Consider the following 15,411-nt stretch of genomic DNA (forward strand, 5'->3'; position numbering starts at 1 on the left):
TCTTAAAGTTTTTTATCGTATCTATTCACGATCATTTATATATGACTGAACCGGCATGAATCGCCTCGCGGGCTTCCATCGCGGCTCGTCCATGGTCCGGCGCCCGACCAGATGCCTTCGATCCGTACCAGCAACAAAAGCCAGCGTCGCCCCGCAAGAGCAGGGGGCGACGCTGGCTTGAACAAAGCGCGAACGGATCCGGAATGCTCACCTCAGGCCGGGGCTTCCTCCAACTGCCGCAGCAAGGCGTCGACACTGCCCTTGGCGTCGCCAAACCACATCCGCGTGTTGTCCTTGTAGAACAGCGGGTTGTCCACGCCGGCGTAGCCCGCCGCCATGCTGCGCTTGGACACCACCACGGTGCGGGCCTTCCACACCTCCAGCACCGGCATGCCGGCAATGGGGCTGCCTGGGTCTTCCAGCGCGCCGGGGTTGACGATATCGTTGGCGCCCACCACCAGCACCACGTCGGCCTTCTCGAAGTCGTCGTTGATCTCTTCCATCTCCAGCACGATGTCGTACGGCACGCGCGCCTCGGCCAGCAGCACGTTCATGTGCCCGGGCAGGCGGCCCGCCACCGGATGGATGCCGAAGCGGACATTGACCCCCTGCGCCCGCAGCCGCCGCGCGATCTCGCTGATGGTGCCCTGGGCCTGCGCCACGGCCATGCCGTAGCCAGGCACGATGATCACGTCGCTGGCGTCCTTGAGCAGGTTACCGACTTCCTCGCTGGACACCGGCAGCACCTCGCCCTGCTCGGTCGCCGCGCCCTGCGCCTGCACCGCGCCGAAGCCGCCCAGGATCACCGACAGGAACTTGCGGTTCATCGCCTTGCACATGATGTAGCTGAGGATGGCGCCGCTCGATCCCACCAGCGCGCCGGTGATGATCAGCAGGTCGTTGCCGAGCATGAAGCCGGTAGCCGCCGCGGCCCAGCCGGAGTAGCTGTTGAGCATCGACACCACCACCGGCATGTCGGCGCCGCCGATGGCCAGCACCAGGTGCGCGCCGACCAGCAGCGCGATCCCAGTCATGATCGCCAGCGGCACCAGCCCCTGCTGCGCGTCGGGCGCGCTCAGGAAGGCATAGCCCAGCCACACGCAAACCAGCAGCGCGATGGCATTCAAGGCATGCCGCCCGGGCAGCAGCATCGGCTTGCCGCCCATGGTGCCCTGCAGCTTCAGGAAGGCGATGATCGAGCCCGTGAACGTGACCGCGCCGATCAGGATGCCAAGGTAGGTCTCCACTTCATGGATGGCCTTCTCCGCGCCGGTCAGCGCATGGGTATCCAGGTAGTTGGCGTAGCCCACCAGCACCGCGGCCAGGCCGACGAAGCTGTGCAGCACCGCCACCAGCTGCGGCATCTGCGTCATTTCCACGCGCTTGGCCAGCATGGCGCCGGCGATGCCGCCCACCAGCATCGCGCCGATGATGATGGCGATGCCGTCCGGGCTGCCCGCCAGCACAGTGGTCAGCACCGCGATCACCATGCCGGCGATGCCGAGCAGGTTGCCGCGGCGCGCGGTGCCGGGGTGGCTCAGCCCGCTCAGGCTGAGGATGAAGAGCGCACTGGCGCCCAGGTAAGCGATATTGCTGATTCCGGATGGCATCCCTGTCTCCCCCCTCTAGTCCCGCTGGAACATCTTGAGCATGCGCTGCGTCACCAGGAAGCCGCCGGCGATATTGATGGTGGCCAGCAGCACCGCGCTGCCGGCAATCACCGCCGTCACCAGCGACGGCTTGCCCAGTTGCACCAGCGCCCCCACCACGATGATCCCGCTGATGGCATTGGTCACGCTCATCAGCGGCGTATGCAGCGCGGCGGTGACGTTCCACACCACCTGGTAGCCGACAAAGATCGCCAGCACGAACACCGTGAAATGCGCCATGAAAGCCGGCGGCGCGACCGCGCCCAGGCCCAGCAACGCAGCCACCGCGATGACCAGCGCGAGCAGCGTCGCGCCGGTGCGGCTGCGCGGCGGCTCGGCCTCGGCCTGCAGCGGCGGCGTCGCGGCCGGCGCCTGCTGCTGCGGGATCGCCACCGTCAGTGGCGGCGGCGGCCAGGTCACCGTGCCCTGGTGCAGCACCGTGGCGCCGCGGATCATCTCGTCGTCCATGTCGACCACGAGCTGGCCGTCCTTGCCCGGCGTCAGCTCCGTCAGCAGGTGGCGGATATTGGTGCCATAGAGCTGGCTGGCCTGCGCGGCCATGCGGCTGGGCAGGTCGGTGTAGCCGATGATGGTCACGCCGTGCTGGCGCACCGCTTCGCCCGGCACGGTCAGCACGCAGTTGCCGCCCTGCTCAGCGGCCAGGTCGACCACCACGCTGCCGGCGCGCATCAGGCCCACCGTGCCGGCCTCAAGCAGCTTGGGCGCGGGCCTGCCCGGAATCAGCGCGGTGGTGATGATGATGTCGACCTCGCGCGCCTGTTCGGCAAAGAGGCGCATCTCGGCTTCGATAAAGGCCGGGCTCATCTCCTTGGCATAGCCGCCGCTGCCGCTGCCGTCCTCTTCGATCTCGACGGTCAGGAACTCGGCGCCCAGGCTTTCGATCTGCTGGCGCACCACCGGCCGCGTATCGAAGGCGCGCACCACCGCCCCCAGGCTGCGCGCCGCGCCGATGGCCGCCAACCCCGCCACGCCCGCGCCGATCACCAGCACGCGCGCCGGCGGGATCTTGCCCGCGGCCGTGATCTGCCCGGCAAAGGGCCGGCCAAACGCATGCGCGGCTTCGATCACGGCGCGGTAGCCCGCCATATTGGCCATCGAGCTGAGCGCGTCCAGCTTCTGCGCGCGCGAGATGCGCGGCACGCAGTCCATCGCCAGCACGGTTGCGCCGCGCTGCGTCAGCCGGTCCAGCATCGCCATCTGCTGCGCCGGCCAGACAAAGCCGATCAGCGTGGCATGCTTCTTCAGCAGCGCCGCCTCTTCCACGCCCAGGCTGGGATGGACCTGCGGCGGGCGCACCTTGATCACTACATCGACCGAGGCCCACAGGCTGGCCGCGTCGACAATGGCCGCACCGGCGGCACTGTAGTCAGCGTCGGAGAACGACGCTTCCTGGCCGGCGCCGGTCTCCACCACCACCTGGTAGCCCAGCTTGAGCAGTTCCCTGACCGAGTCGGGCGTGGCGGCAACGCGCCGCTCGCCCGGGTGGACTTCGCGTGGCACACCGATCGTCATTGGCATGGCATTCACCGTTTTATGGAAGGAATCGGGCGCCGGCTCAGCCGCGCACGTGGTTGACCAGCGAGCCGATGCCCGCGATCGCCACCTCGACCACCGCACCGTCCTTCATCGACCCCACGCCGATCGAGGTGCCGCACGCAATCACGTCGCCGGGCATCAGCGTCAGGTCCTGCGAGATCCGGCTGACCTGTTCCTCGGGCGAGAAGATCATGTCCGACAGCGGGTAGTTCTGCCGCTCCACGCCATCGAGCCGCGTGATGACGCTGGCGGCTTTCCAGTTGAAGCCGCAGACAATGGCCGGGCCGATGCAGCCGAAGGTGTCGAAGCCCTTGGCGCGCGTCCACTGCGGGAAGTTGGGGTCGGCTGTGATCAGCTCGGCCGCGGTCACGTCGTTGACGACGGTGTAGCCGAAGATATGCGCGCCGGCCTCGGCCACCGACACATTGCGCGCCTTGCTGCCGATCACGATGCCCAACTCGCCCTCATAGACGATCTTGCCGTCGTAGCTCTTGGGGCGCAGCACGGCATCGCCCGGCCCGGCCAGCGACGAGGCCGGCTTGAGCAGGAACAGCGGATGCGTGGGCACAGGCTTTTCCAGCTTGCGCGCGAGCGCATGGAAGTTGTTCCACAGCGCCACCACCTTGCCCGGCGCACTGGGCGCGAGCAGCGTCAGCAACGCGCGGTCATGCACGGCCCCCGTGGGGGCGGGGTCGTTGAAACCGTCGCCGTCATATTCGATGACACGGTTGCCATCGGCTTTGTCGATGCGGCCATGGCCGATGCTGCCGTCGGCGCGGCGAAATCGTATCCAGGTTTGCACAGCATGCTCCTTGCGCAGGCAAAGGGAGACCCTGCCTGCTCGGATGTCGGTTGCAGGATCTTGGAAGAAATGGGATCGCGGGCGGCTCGCGCCCGGAATCGTCATTCCCGCACAGGCGGGAATGACGTCAGGCTTGCGTCATACCGCGCCGGCCAGCTTCATCGCGGCGATCTGCGCGGGCGAGCGCCCCAGCCACTCGAGGATCTCTTCGGTATGCTCGCCCAGCAGCGGCGAGCGCTCGATCTCCACCGGCGACGCCGAGAGCGTGATCGGGCAGCCCAGCTGCACGTAGCTGCCGCGCTGCGGGTGCTCCAGCTCCTTCAGGTAGCCGCGCTGGTACAGCGACTCGTCCTCGATCAGGTCTTTCATCGACAGGATCGGGCCGCACGGCACATCGACCTCGTTGAGCGCCGCCATCACGTCGAACTTGCTGCGGCCGCCGGTCCATTTCTCGATCACGGCGAAGCAGTCGGCCAGGTGTTTGAGGCGTGCCTCGGGCGTGGCGTAGTCCGGATTGGTGATCAGGTCCTCGCGCCCGCACAGGCGCATCAGCGGCTCCCAGCCCTGCGGCTGGATGATGACGTAGACATAGTCGTTGGGGCCGCCCGGCGCGCAGCGCAGCGCCGCGCCCGGCTGGCCGCCGCCCGAGGCATTGCCGGCGCGCGGCACGTGGTCGCCGAACTCTTCGTTGGGGTACTCGCGCAGCGGGCCGTTGGACAGGCGCTGCTGGTCGCGCAGCTTGACGCGGCACAGGTTCAGCACCGCGTCCTGCATCGCCACTTCCACGCGCTGGCCGCGGCCGGTGTGCTCGCGCTGCAGCAGCGCGGCCAGGATGCCGACCACGCAATGCACGCCCGTGCCTGAATCACCGATCTGCGCGCCGGTGACGGTGGGCACGCCCTCGGCATCGCCCGTGGTGGAGGCCGACCCGCCCATGCACTGGGCCACGTTCTCATACGCCTTGCAGTCCGCGTACGGCCCCGGGCCGAAGCCCTTGATCGAGGCATAGACCAGCCGCGGGTTCAGGTCCTGCAGGTGGTCCCAGTCAAAGCCGGCGCGCTCCAGCACGCCCGGCCCGAAGTTCTCGATCAGCACGTCGCAGCGCTGGACCAGGTCTTCGAGCAGCGCCTTGCCTTCGGGCGTCTTCATGTTCAGCGTCAGGCTGCGCTTGTTGCTGTTGAGCATGGTGAAGTACAGGCTGTCGGCATTGGGCACGTCGCGCAGCTGGCTGCGGGTAATGTCCCCGCGGCCGGGCATTTCCACCTTGATCACGTCCGCGCCCAGCCACGCCATCAGCTGCGTGGCCGAGGGGCCCGCCTGGACGTGGGTCATGTCCAGGATGCGAACGCCTTGCAGTGCCTTGGTTTCCATTTCGGATGTCTCCTCGGGCGATGGTTTCACTTGTATATGGTCTGATTCCTGGTGCTCGGCGCGTACTCACTTGGGTCCGTTCCGGCCTCTTGATGACATACGGTATGTGATATATCAGAAGAGAGCAAGAGGAGTTTGCCCGGTGCGACACAAATTTCGACGATGCAATGCAGCAATCGGCCGGTTTCGCCTGTCGGAAGTGGGAAACCCAGGGAAATTCCGAATCAATCAGCCAGGATTTTTTCGCATTGATATATCACATACCATAGCGCGAAACGCTCGCCCGCCATCCGGAAACGCACAAAAGCAAAACGGCGGACCCAGGTCCGCCGTTTTGCCGCCCTGCCCCGCACGCCTTCAGTCGAGGAAGTCGCAGTGCCGTTCCACGTAGTCAGCCAGGTCCAGCGAATGCTGCCGCACCAGGCGCTCGGCCAGCTCGGTATCGCGCTTCTCAAGCGCCTCGATGATGCGCAGGTGGTCCACGATGGAGCGTGCCGCCCGGTCGCTCTGCGAGATCGTCATCTTCCGGATCGCGCGCACGTGGATAAAGATATTGCGGATCGTGTCCATGATGATGTGCGACTTGGACAGCTGCACGATCGCCTGGTGGAACGCGATATTGGCGTCGGAATACTCTTCGATATGCTCGGCCGGGGTGGAATCGCGGAAGCTGTCGAACATGCTGCGCAGCTGGGCGATCTCGGCATCGGTGGCGTTCTCCGTGGCCAGCCGCGCCGCCATGCTTTCCAGCGCGGCCCACATCTGGATCATCTCCACGATCTCGCGCTTGGTCTTGCGCATGATGTAGATGCCGCGCCGGGGCACGGTGCGCAGGAAGCCTTCCTGCTCCAGCAGCGTCATGGCTTCGCGGATGGGCGTGCGGCTGACACCCATGGCCTCGCTTAGCACCCGCTCATCGAGGCGGATCTCGTCGCGCGACTGGTAGATGTCAGCGTCAGCGATGGCCTGGCGCAACATGGCGTAGGCCTGGTCGCGCAGGCTTGCGCCGGCGTTGATCGGTTGCACGGACAAGGCCAGCCCGTTGGGCTGGACGATGGATTGGCTTTGCGCAGACATGAATGAGCTCGTGTGAGACCAGCGGCAGGGTGGCCGGAATGGCTACCGCCGCATTGCCGCACAGCTTAGCAAAAACGCCTGACCCATTACGAAAACGCATCAAACAATGCGTTGTTGTCATGCATCGGCACAGTAGCGGTGCGCGGTCTGTCGTATATGGTATATCACTATCGCCCTGCCTTTCTCGCTTCGCAAGCCCGGCGCACGCCATCTTGGCGCGCCTGGCGTGCGCCAGGGGATACCTGACCCGGCGGTATCCCCTGTTTCCAGCCGCGCTCAGGCAGCCAGCTTGGCCATCGTGTCGCGCTGCTTGATCAGCCCCAGCACGGCGTCGCACATCGGCGTGGGCTGCGCGACCAGGCGTCCCATTTCCTGCACCACGGTCAGCAGCGGGTCGATTTCCATGGCCCGCCCGGCCTCCAGGTCCTGCAGCATCGAGGTCTTGTGCGCGCCCACCGCACCGGCGCCGTCGATGCGCCGCTCCACGTCGACGCGGAACTTCACCCCGAAGCGCTCGGCGATGCCCTGCGCCTCCACCATCATCTGGCGCGACAGCGCCCGCGTGGCCGGGTCGGCGGTGATGACGTCGAGCGTGGCATGCGTGAGCGCGCTGATCGGGTTGAAGCACAGGTTGCCCCACAGCTTGAGCCAGATCTCGTCGCGGATGTTGTCGCGCACCGGGGCGTCCAGGTCGGCGGCCATCATCATTTCGCTCAGCCGGGTCACGCGCGCGGAGCGGCTGCCATCCGGCTCGCCCAGCGGAAACTTCTTGCCGTAGACATGCTTGATCACGCCGGGCGCAACGATCTCGGCCGCGGGATATACCACGCAGCCGATCGCCCGCTCCGGCCCCAGTCCCTTCCATTGGCGCCCGCCGGGATCGACGCTTTCCAGCGTGCTGCCGGCCAGTTCGCCGCCATGCTTGTAGAAGTACCAGTACGGAATGCCGTTGACGCCGGTGACGACCGCGGTTTCCGGCCCCAGCAGCGGCTGCATCTGGTCCACCACGCCCGGCACGGAATGCGCCTTGAGGGTGATGAACACATAGTCCTGGTGCCCGAGCTCGCGCGGGTCGCTGGTGCATCGCACCTTGGCCACACGCTCCTCGCCGTCGATCTGCAGTTTGACGCCATGTTCCTGCATTGCCGCGAGATGGGGGCCGCGCGCGACGAAGCTGACCTCCGCCCCCGCGCGCGCCAGCTGCGCCCCGACATAGCCGCCGATGGCGCCTGCACCGTAGATACACACTTTCATTGCTGTCTCCTTGATGGCCCGATTTAGATGCTTTGATATATCACATACTATATTCCATAGAGGCGCATGGCAACCGCGTCAAACAACCTTTATCTTTCCGGATCACACTGCGCGTGCAAGCGGCGCTGCGCTAACATGACGCCTGCATGTGCCCCGGGCGGACCACCGTCCGGCGCCAGCCTGCAACCTGACACCCGGAGCCCTCATGGAAGCGTCGTTGGCATTGCTGCAGGACCCCGCCGCGTGGGCGGCGCTGGCCACCCTGGTGGCCATGGAAATCGTGCTTGGGATCGACAACCTGATCTTCATCTCGATCCTGACCAACAAGCTGCCAGAAGCCATGCGCGAAAAGGCGCGCAAGATCGGCATCAGCCTGGCGCTGGTGATGCGCCTGGGCCTGCTGGCCACCATCGCCTTCATCGTCAAGCTCACCGAGCCGGTGTTCACCATCCTGGGCCAGGGGCTGTCGTGGCGCGACATCATCCTGATTGCGGGCGGCGCCTTCCTGGTCTGGAAGGCCACGCGCGAAATCCACCACCATGTCTCGGCGGACGAGGAAGCCGAGGAAGGCGGCACGGCCAAGGCGGTGCAGAGCTTTGCCTCGGCCATCGGCCAGATCCTGGTGCTGGACTTGGTGTTCTCGATCGACAGCATCATTACCGCGGTCGGCATGACCGAGCATGTGCAGATCATGTTCGTGGCGGTGATCGCCGCGGTGATGGCGATGCTGTTCGCGGCCACACCGCTGGCCAACTTCATCAACCGCAACCCGACCATCGTGATGCTGGCGCTGGCCTTCCTGATGATGATCGGCATGACACTGGTCGCGGAGGGCCTCGGCACCCATGTGCCCAAGGGCTATATCTATACGGCGATGGCGTTCTCGGCCGCGGTCGAGGGGCTGAATATGCTGGCGCGGCAACGGCGCCAGCGGCGCCGGGCCGGCGGGCAGGCGCACTGATGTGCGGCGGCGGCCGCTTGCAGTCAGGCTGCGGGCGGCTGCCTGTAACAGAGGGTGTCCGAACTTTTCGCGGACGGCGGCGTCTCTTACAGTTCTGCACAACCCCCGGACAATAAAAGGACGCTCTCGCCACATGATGAACCGCCGAACCCTGCTGGTCTCCGCCACTGCCTCCGCCGCGCTCGCCGCACTGGGCATTACCCCGTCGGTGCTGGCAGCCAGCCGGATCAAGCTCGGCGAGGCCCAGCCATTCGGTTTCGACGCCCTGATCGAACGGGCCCGCGCGCTGGCCGGCAAGCCCTACGCGCCGCCGCCGTCGCCGCCCGCGGACGTGCTGTCCCGCATCGACTACGACGCCCACGGCAAGATCCGCTTCCGCACCGACGACGCGCTCTTTGCCAGTGGCCCCGGGCAGTTCCCGGTTACCTTCTTTCACCTCGGCACGTACTTCCGCACGCCGGTGCGCATGCACGTGATCGAGCGCGCCAAGGGCAGCCCCGCCAAGGCCCGCGAGATCGTCTACGACGACGCCTACTTCGACATGCCGGCCGACAGCCCCGCGCACAAGCTGCCGCCGGGCAGCGGCTTTGCCGGCTTCCGCTTCCAGGAAAGCCGCCTCGGCGACCAGAAAACGCGCGACTGGCGCAAGAACGACTGGGTTGCCTTCCTCGGGGCATCGTATTTCCGCGCCATCGGCGACCTGTACCAGTACGGGCTGTCCGCGCGCGGCGTTGCCATCGACGTGGCCGAGGCCGGCAAGTCCGAGGAATTCCCGGCCTTCACCCATTTCTGGTTCGAAACGCCTGAGGGCAACGGCGATACCGTCACGGTCTATGCCCTGCTGGATGGCCCCAGCATCGCCGGCGCCTACCGCTTCGTCATGCAGCGTGGCAAGGCCGTGATCATGGATGTGGAATGCGCGCTGTTCCTGCGCAAGGATGTGGGCCGGCTGGGGCTGGCGCCGCTGACCTCGATGTTCTGGTTCTCTGAAGGCATCAAGGGCACCGCCGTCGACTGGCGCCCAGAGGTGCACGACTCCGACGGCCTGGCGCTGTGGAACGGCGCCGGCGAGCATATCTGGCGCCCGCTGAACAACCCGCCGCAGACCACGGCCTCGGCGTTTTCCGACGACAACCCCAAGGGCTTCGGGCTGCTGCAGCGCGACCGCCTGTTCGACCACTACCAGGACGGCGTCAACTATGAGCGCCGCCCGAGCCTGTGGGTCGAGCCGCGCGACGGCTGGGGCGCCGGTTCGGTGCAGCTGGTTGAGCTGCGCACCGATGACGAGATCCACGACAACATCGTCGCCATGTGGGTGCCCAAGGCCCCGGCCAAGGCCGGCAGCACCTACCGCCTGCGCTACCGGCTGCACTGGCAGGCCGACGAGCCCTTCCCCTCGCCGCTGGCGCGCTGCGTGGCCACGCGCCTGGGCAATGGCGGCCAGCCGGGCCAGCCGCGGCCAAAGGGCGTGCGCAAGTTCATGGTTGAGTTCAAGGGCGCGCCGCTGGAAAAACTGCCCTTCGGCGTCAAACCCGAGGCCGTGCTGACCGCCTCGCGCGGCACCTTCTCCTACGTCTTCACCGAGGCCGTTCCCAACGGCGTGCCGGGCCACTGGCGTGCCCAGTTCGACCTGACCGCCGACGGCAACCAGCCGGTCGATATCCGCCTGTTCCTGAGGATGAACGGCAAGCCGCTGTCCGAGACCTGGCTCTATCAATACCATCCGTTCCAGTCACCGGCGGGCTGAAGCGCCCGGCACGGCCGCGCGCCGGGCCCTTTACCCCATATTGCGTCGCCGTGATGTCAGCCGCGCACGAGCGGGTATGATGGCTGGCTACGACAGTCCAACCGCATCAGCCAGCCTCACATGATTTCTCAAGAGTTCGCCGGCGCCGCCGAGAGTGGCCAGGCCGCATCGCTCCCGCGCTCAGAGCGCGCCTACCAGCAACTGCGCGCCGCCATCCAGGCCGGCCAGCTGTCCCCCGGCACGCGGCTGCGCGAGGTGGAACTGGCCGAATCCCTGGGCCTGTCGCGCACGCCGGTGCGTGAAGCGCTGTCGCGGCTGGAGTCCGAAGGGCTGGTCGTCAACGAGCCCAACCGCGGCATGATGGTCACCCAGCTCGACGCCAGCATGGTCAGCGAGCTGTACGTGATGCGCGAAGTGCTGGAAGGCACCGCCGCCGCGCTGGCCGCGCGCCACGCCACCGACGTGGAGATCTCGCTGCTGCGCGATATCGTCGAGCGCGACCTGGCCATCGCCGACGATCCCGACCGGCTCGCGCTGAACAACCGGCTCTTCCACGAAACCCTGCACCGCTGCGCCCACAACCGCTACCTGCTGAAGACGCTGCGCTCGCTGCATGAGTCGATGGCACTGCTGGGACGCACCACGCTGGCGGTGCCGGGGCGCGCGCGCAGCTCCTACGAAGAACACATCTCGCTGGTCGAGGCGCTGGAAAAGCGCGACCCGGCACTGGCCGAGCAGATCGCGCGCCGGCATATCCAGCAGGCCTACAAGGTGCGGCTGTCGCTCTGGATCCAGGAACAGTCGGGCAGTTGATCTGCCCGGTGGCAGTCGGCAGTATCAGGCCGCCTGAGTCCGCGCCGTGCGCAGCGTGCCCAGGCTAAGCACGGCCAGCGCCACCAGGATCAGCATCACCGCACCCAGCGTCTGCGGGGCGATCTGCTCGCCGCCCAGCCACGCGCCCATCGCCAGCGCCACCGGCGGGTTCACATAGACATAGCTGGCCGACAGCGTCTGGCTGACCGTGGACACCAGGTACATATAGGCAGAGAACGCCACCAGCGACCCCGCCACTACCAGGTAGATCCAGGCCCATCCGGCCTGCGCGCTGACCGATGCCGGCCACGGCTCCTGCCGCAGCGCCGACAGCACCATCAACACCGCGCCGCCGATCAGCATCTCCGCGGCAAATGCCGCGGCGCCCTGGGGCAGTTCCAGCCGGCGCGCCAGCTGCGAGCCGAACGACCAGCTCGCCACGGCCAGCATCAGCGCCACCACGCCCCCGATACTGACGCGGAATTCCGCCCCCGCGGTCAGCACCAGGATGCCCAGGCTGCCAATCGCGATCGCCACGTACTCATACCATTTCGGCCGGTTGCCGAAGCAGGCACTCCAGATCAGCGCGAAGATCGGCATCGACCCGATCATCACCGTGGTGGCGCCGGAAGAAATCGTCTGCTCGGCAATCGCGGTCAAGCCCATGCCGCCCACCAGCAGGAACAGCGCCGGCACCGCGCAGTTGCGCAACAGCCGCCACGGCGGCATCGGCGTGCCTCGCCACGCCAGCCAGGCGGCCAGCAGCAAGCCCGCGCACAGGAAGCGCGTGCCCATCATGAACAGCGGCGGAAAGCTCTCCAGCGTAAAGCGGATCGCCAGGTAGGTCGTGCCCCAGACAACATAGGTGATCAGCAGGCACAGCAGGACAAGCGGGGGCATGGTCGGGAAGGCATATTGCGCAGGCATCCACGATAGCCCCCCTGCCACGTCCCGGCCAAACGAAAAGGTCTGGCAAGCCTTGCGAAAGTTATTCACAAAGCACGCAAGAACCGCGGGCAAAACAAGACCGGCCGCGTCTGCCCGGGCGGGCGCACGTATGGCCGGTTCTACAACGCAGCCCGCAACGGGCCGCAACTACTATGCTGCAAACAACACTTTAGCCGTTGGCGTAGACCACCTTGGCCTTGCGGGCCTGGGTCTGCAGGCGCTCGATCGCGCTCTGGACGAAGGCGATGGCGCGCTTCACGTCGTGGGCGAAGCCCAGGCTTTGCGTACCGAGTTCACGGTCGATCAGGTCGCGTTCGAGTTGGTCAGTCAGCTTGATATCGGATTGGGTGTTCATGGCGTCCTTCCTTTCGGGATTACCCTTATGGGGTTTTCCCTGATTGTAGCAAAAGAATTGTCGCAATGCAGCATTAGGTGAAAGTACGTATGTGGGAGAGCAACAATTTGTTGGCGATGTCACCGAAATCTTGCCGATCGGCAGCGTTGTGCTTGAATCCATTCAGGGCAACGATATGCCTTGTCGATGCACAATAAGAGCACCTTGGATCACCCGACCTCCTCTCCGAGACCGGTGCCGGAGCCGTCCCGTGAGTTTCCGTTCGTTATTCAAAAACGGATGCCGGTATGCCAAGGCCCCAGATCCTGACCTATGTCGACGCCGGCGCTTCCGACTGGACCGCATGCCTGATGCGGACCATCGGGCACCAACTCCATGCCAGCACCTACGAGATCCGTGCGGTGATGGCAGACGACATCCGGCACGACGCCACGCTGTTCGATGGGGCGGTGCTGTTTGTCATGCCGGGTGGCGCCGACCTTCCCTACTGTGCAATGCTGAACGGTGCCCCGAACGCGCGCATCCGGCATTTCGTCGAGCAGGGCGGCGTCTACCTCGGGATTTGCGCGGGCGCTTACTACGCATGCCGGGAACTGGCGTTTCACGCCGGCACCAGGGGCGCAATCTGCGGCCCGCGCGAGCTGAGCTTTGTCGACGCGGTGGCAGTGGGCTCGCTGCCAGAACTTACCGACGGCATGCTGTATGACGGCACGCCGCGTACCACGGCCGCGGTGAAACTGCGCACCACGGACAGCCTGACCGATGTCCCGATGTCGCTATACACCCACTACCATGGCGGGTGCCGCTTTGACTTCGGCGACGCCCCCGGCCCCGACACGCAGGTCCTGGCCGTCTATGCGGATATCGATGGCACGCCGCCCGCCATCGTCAGTTCACGGGTTGGCAAGGGCCGCGCGGTGCTCGCCGGTGTCCACCTGGAGATCTCCGAGCGGGAGTGCAAGGATGCGCTGCGCGGACACAGCGATATGCCTGAACACCTTCATGTCTGCGACCGGCTGGCGGAGACCGGCGATACACGCCTGGCGGTGTTTCGCCGCTTGCTGGCGCACGCGGGGCTTGTGCTGAACTGAGCGGCGCGCCCTACCCTTTGGCCGGCATTCTTAGTGAATTCACACAATGTTGACCAGCCGCGTCCCCGCCGTCAGGAAAGTGCCTGCGGCCGCCTGCCACGTTACGCGGCCGCCGCGATGAGCATGGACTTGCATCTCCATCTTCATGGCTTCCATCACGGCGATCAAGTCGCCTTCCTTGACCTCGTCGCCAACTGCGACCTTCCAGGTCTGCACGGTGCCGGCGATCGGGGACGGCAGGTCGGCCGGGTCGGTAGCGGCGGCCTGGGCCGGCGCCGCGGCGCTGCCTTGCCCGGGCGCGTCGGCGAGGCCGCGCAGCAGCTGCGCCGGCAGGCCCAGCACCATGCGGCGGCCGTCGATCTCGATGGCGGTGCGCACCAGGCTGGCATCGTGCTGGGGCTCAGCACGGGTGGCCGCCGCCAGCGGTTCGGCGAAGTCGGACTCGATCCAGCGCGTGTGGACCCTGAAGCCATCCGCGCCGAGGAAATCTGCGTGGTCGATCACCGCACGGTGGAACGGCAGCACCGACGCCACACCCTCGATACGGAACTCGCGCAGCGCACGGCGCGCGCGCGCCAGCGCCTGTTCGCGCGTGGCACCGGTCACGATGAGCTTGGCCATCAGCGAGTCGAATGTGCCGGGGACCACCGAGCCCGACTGCACGCCCGAATCCACGCGTACGCCGGGGCCCGACGGAGCATCGAAGCGCAGCACCGGCCCGGGCGTGGGCAGGAAGCCGCGGCCCACGTCCTCGGCGTTGATGCGGAACTCGATCGAATGGCCCAGCGGCGCCGGGGTTTCGGTAATGGAGAGCGGCAAGCCATCCGCCACGCGCAATTGCTCGACCACCAGGTCCACGCCGGTGGTCTGCTCGGTCACGGGGTGCTCCACCTGCAGGCGGGTGTTGACCTCCAGGAAGGAGATCGCGCCGCTGGCGCTGAGCAGGAATTCCACGGTGCCGGCACTGGTGTAGTTGGCCGCCGCACAGATGTCGCGGGCGGCGGCGTGGATACGCGCGCGCTGCGCGTCGGTCAGAAACGGCGCGGGGGCTTCTTCGACCAGCTTCTGGTTGCGGCGCTGCAGCGAGCAGTCGCGCGTGCCCAGCACCACGACATTGCCATGCTGGTCGGCCAGTACCTGCGCTTCGATATGGCGAGGCTTGTCGAGGAACTGCTCAACGAAGCATTCGCCGCGGCCAAAGGCAGTGACAGCCTCGCGCACGGCGGAGGCGTACAGCTCTTCAACCTCATCCATGCGCCATGCGATCTTCATGCCGCGGCCGCCGCCGCCGAAGGCTGCCTTGATGATAATCGGCAGGCCGTTCTGCTCGGCAAAGGCCAGTACCTCGCTGGCGTCCGCGACCGGGTCTGCCGTGCCGGCGACCAGCGGCGCACCAACCTGCAAGGCGATCTTGCGCGCTTCCACCTTGTCGCCCAGCCGGGCAATCGTGGCGGGAGACGGGCCAATCCAGACCAGGCCGGCATCGATCACTGCCTTGGCAAAGGCTTCACTTTCCGAGAGGAAGCCGTAGCCCGGATGCACGGCATCTGCCCCGCTGCGTCGGGCGATTTCGAGCAGCTTGGGAATGTTCAGGTAGGTGTCCGCCGGACGGTCGCCGTCTAGGCCGTAGGCCTCATCGGCCAGTCGCGCGTGCAGCGCGTCGATATCGGCATTGGCATACACCGCCACCGACCCGACTCCGTAGTCGGCACAGGCGCGGATGATGCGGACGGCAATCTCGCCACGGTTGGCAATCAGGACTTTCTTCATCGCAAATCTCGGTTGG

General features: G+C 66.5%; 13 protein-coding genes. 4 read left to right on the forward strand and 9 right to left on the reverse strand.

Annotated features, from left to right (window positions below; all coding sequences use genetic code 11):
• Positions 1-212: 212 nt before the first annotated feature.
• From pntB to CNE_RS26330, 6 genes are all read right to left on the reverse strand, one after another.
• Positions 213-1,610, reverse strand: coding sequence for a Re/Si-specific NAD(P)(+) transhydrogenase subunit beta (pntB, locus tag CNE_RS26305; protein WP_013953333.1), 1,398 nt, complete (start codon positions 1,608-1,610; stop codon positions 213-215).
• 15 nt (positions 1,611-1,625) lie between these two features.
• Complete coding sequence (locus CNE_RS26310) at positions 1,626-3,188, reverse strand: Re/Si-specific NAD(P)(+) transhydrogenase subunit alpha (RefSeq protein WP_013953334.1); 1,563 nt, start codon at positions 3,186-3,188, stop codon at positions 1,626-1,628.
• A gap of 37 nt (positions 3,189-3,225) precedes the next feature.
• Entirely contained in the window at positions 3,226-4,008 is a 783-nt protein-coding gene (locus CNE_RS26315; RefSeq protein WP_013953335.1) for a fumarylacetoacetate hydrolase family protein, read from the reverse strand.
• Positions 4,009-4,146: 138 nt separating this feature from the next.
• Positions 4,147-5,379, reverse strand: coding sequence for a formyl-CoA transferase (gene frc / locus CNE_RS26320; protein ID WP_013953336.1), 1,233 nt, complete (start codon positions 5,377-5,379; stop codon positions 4,147-4,149).
• Positions 5,380-5,736: 357 nt separating this feature from the next.
• On the reverse strand, positions 5,737-6,456 hold the full coding sequence (locus CNE_RS26325; protein ID WP_011617427.1) for a GntR family transcriptional regulator: 720 nt from the start codon (positions 6,454-6,456) through the stop codon (positions 5,737-5,739).
• Between the two features lie 276 nt (positions 6,457-6,732).
• A complete protein-coding gene (locus CNE_RS26330) occupies positions 6,733-7,710 on the reverse strand; it encodes a 2-dehydropantoate 2-reductase (RefSeq protein WP_013953337.1) in 978 nt (325 codons plus the stop codon).
• A gap of 205 nt (positions 7,711-7,915) precedes the next feature.
• Between CNE_RS26330 and CNE_RS26335 the strand changes: the two genes are divergently transcribed.
• The 3 genes from CNE_RS26335 to CNE_RS26345 all read left to right on the forward strand — a co-directional run bounded on the left by CNE_RS26335 (position 7,916) and on the right by CNE_RS26345 (position 11,231).
• On the forward strand, positions 7,916-8,671 hold the full coding sequence (locus tag CNE_RS26335) for a TerC family protein (protein ID WP_013953338.1): 756 nt from the start codon (positions 7,916-7,918) through the stop codon (positions 8,669-8,671).
• 133 nt (positions 8,672-8,804) lie between these two features.
• Positions 8,805-10,418 (forward strand): glucan biosynthesis protein, encoded by a 1,614-nt coding sequence (locus CNE_RS26340; RefSeq protein WP_013953339.1) that lies wholly within the window; start codon positions 8,805-8,807, stop codon positions 10,416-10,418.
• A gap of 120 nt (positions 10,419-10,538) precedes the next feature.
• Entirely contained in the window at positions 10,539-11,231 is a 693-nt protein-coding gene (locus CNE_RS26345) for a GntR family transcriptional regulator (RefSeq protein ID WP_013953340.1), read from the forward strand.
• Between the two features lie 24 nt (positions 11,232-11,255).
• Here CNE_RS26345 and yedA read toward each other — a convergent pair whose 3' ends face one another.
• Together yedA and CNE_RS26355 are read right to left on the reverse strand one after the other, a co-directional pair.
• Positions 11,256-12,158 (reverse strand): drug/metabolite exporter YedA, encoded by a 903-nt coding sequence (yedA, locus tag CNE_RS26350; protein ID WP_013953341.1) that lies wholly within the window; start codon positions 12,156-12,158, stop codon positions 11,256-11,258.
• A gap of 190 nt (positions 12,159-12,348) precedes the next feature.
• Entirely contained in the window at positions 12,349-12,534 is a 186-nt protein-coding gene (locus CNE_RS26355) for a hypothetical protein (RefSeq protein ID WP_013953342.1), read from the reverse strand.
• A gap of 287 nt (positions 12,535-12,821) precedes the next feature.
• On the opposite strand from CNE_RS26355, the gene CNE_RS26360 reads away from it, so the two are divergent.
• The gene (locus CNE_RS26360; protein ID WP_013953343.1) at positions 12,822-13,625 is read left to right on the forward strand and encodes a BPL-N domain-containing protein; all 804 of its coding nucleotides are present in this window, start codon (positions 12,822-12,824) and stop codon (positions 13,623-13,625) included.
• 39 nt (positions 13,626-13,664) lie between these two features.
• Here the strand turns inward: CNE_RS26360 and CNE_RS26365 are convergent, their stop codons facing one another.
• Positions 13,665-15,395, reverse strand: coding sequence for an acetyl/propionyl/methylcrotonyl-CoA carboxylase subunit alpha (locus tag CNE_RS26365; RefSeq protein ID WP_013953344.1), 1,731 nt, complete (start codon positions 15,393-15,395; stop codon positions 13,665-13,667).
• Positions 15,396-15,411 lie beyond the last annotated feature (16 nt).

Origin of the sequence: Cupriavidus necator N-1 (assembly GCF_000219215.1) — a bacterium.
Taxonomy (GTDB): Bacteria; Pseudomonadota; Gammaproteobacteria; order Burkholderiales; family Burkholderiaceae; genus Cupriavidus; species Cupriavidus necator.

Bases quoted from the DNA above. Each gene is read 5' to 3' on its own strand.
- pntB (WP_013953333.1), bottom strand. From the start codon at position 1,610: ATGCCATCCGGAATCAGCAATATCGCTTACCTGGGCGCCAGTGCGCTC.
- CNE_RS26310 (WP_013953334.1), bottom strand. From the start codon at position 3,188: ATGCCAATGACGATCGGTGTGCCACGCGAAGTCCACCCGGGCGAGCGG.
- frc (WP_013953336.1), bottom strand. From the start codon at position 5,379: ATGGAAACCAAGGCACTGCAAGGCGTTCGCATCCTGGACATGACCCAC.
- CNE_RS26325 (WP_011617427.1), bottom strand. From the start codon at position 6,456: ATGTCTGCGCAAAGCCAATCCATCGTCCAGCCCAACGGGCTGGCCTTG.
- CNE_RS26330 (WP_013953337.1), bottom strand. From the start codon at position 7,710: ATGAAAGTGTGTATCTACGGTGCAGGCGCCATCGGCGGCTATGTCGGG.
- CNE_RS26335 (WP_013953338.1), top strand. From the start codon at position 7,916: ATGGAAGCGTCGTTGGCATTGCTGCAGGACCCCGCCGCGTGGGCGGCG.
- CNE_RS26340 (WP_013953339.1), top strand. From the start codon at position 8,805: ATGATGAACCGCCGAACCCTGCTGGTCTCCGCCACTGCCTCCGCCGCG.
- CNE_RS26345 (WP_013953340.1), top strand. From the start codon at position 10,539: ATGATTTCTCAAGAGTTCGCCGGCGCCGCCGAGAGTGGCCAGGCCGCA.
- yedA (WP_013953341.1), bottom strand. From the start codon at position 12,158: ATGCCTGCGCAATATGCCTTCCCGACCATGCCCCCGCTTGTCCTGCTG.
- CNE_RS26355 (WP_013953342.1), bottom strand. From the start codon at position 12,534: ATGAACACCCAATCCGATATCAAGCTGACTGACCAACTCGAACGCGAC.
- CNE_RS26360 (WP_013953343.1), top strand. From the start codon at position 12,822: ATGCCAAGGCCCCAGATCCTGACCTATGTCGACGCCGGCGCTTCCGAC.
- CNE_RS26365 (WP_013953344.1), bottom strand. From the start codon at position 15,395: ATGAAGAAAGTCCTGATTGCCAACCGTGGCGAGATTGCCGTCCGCATC.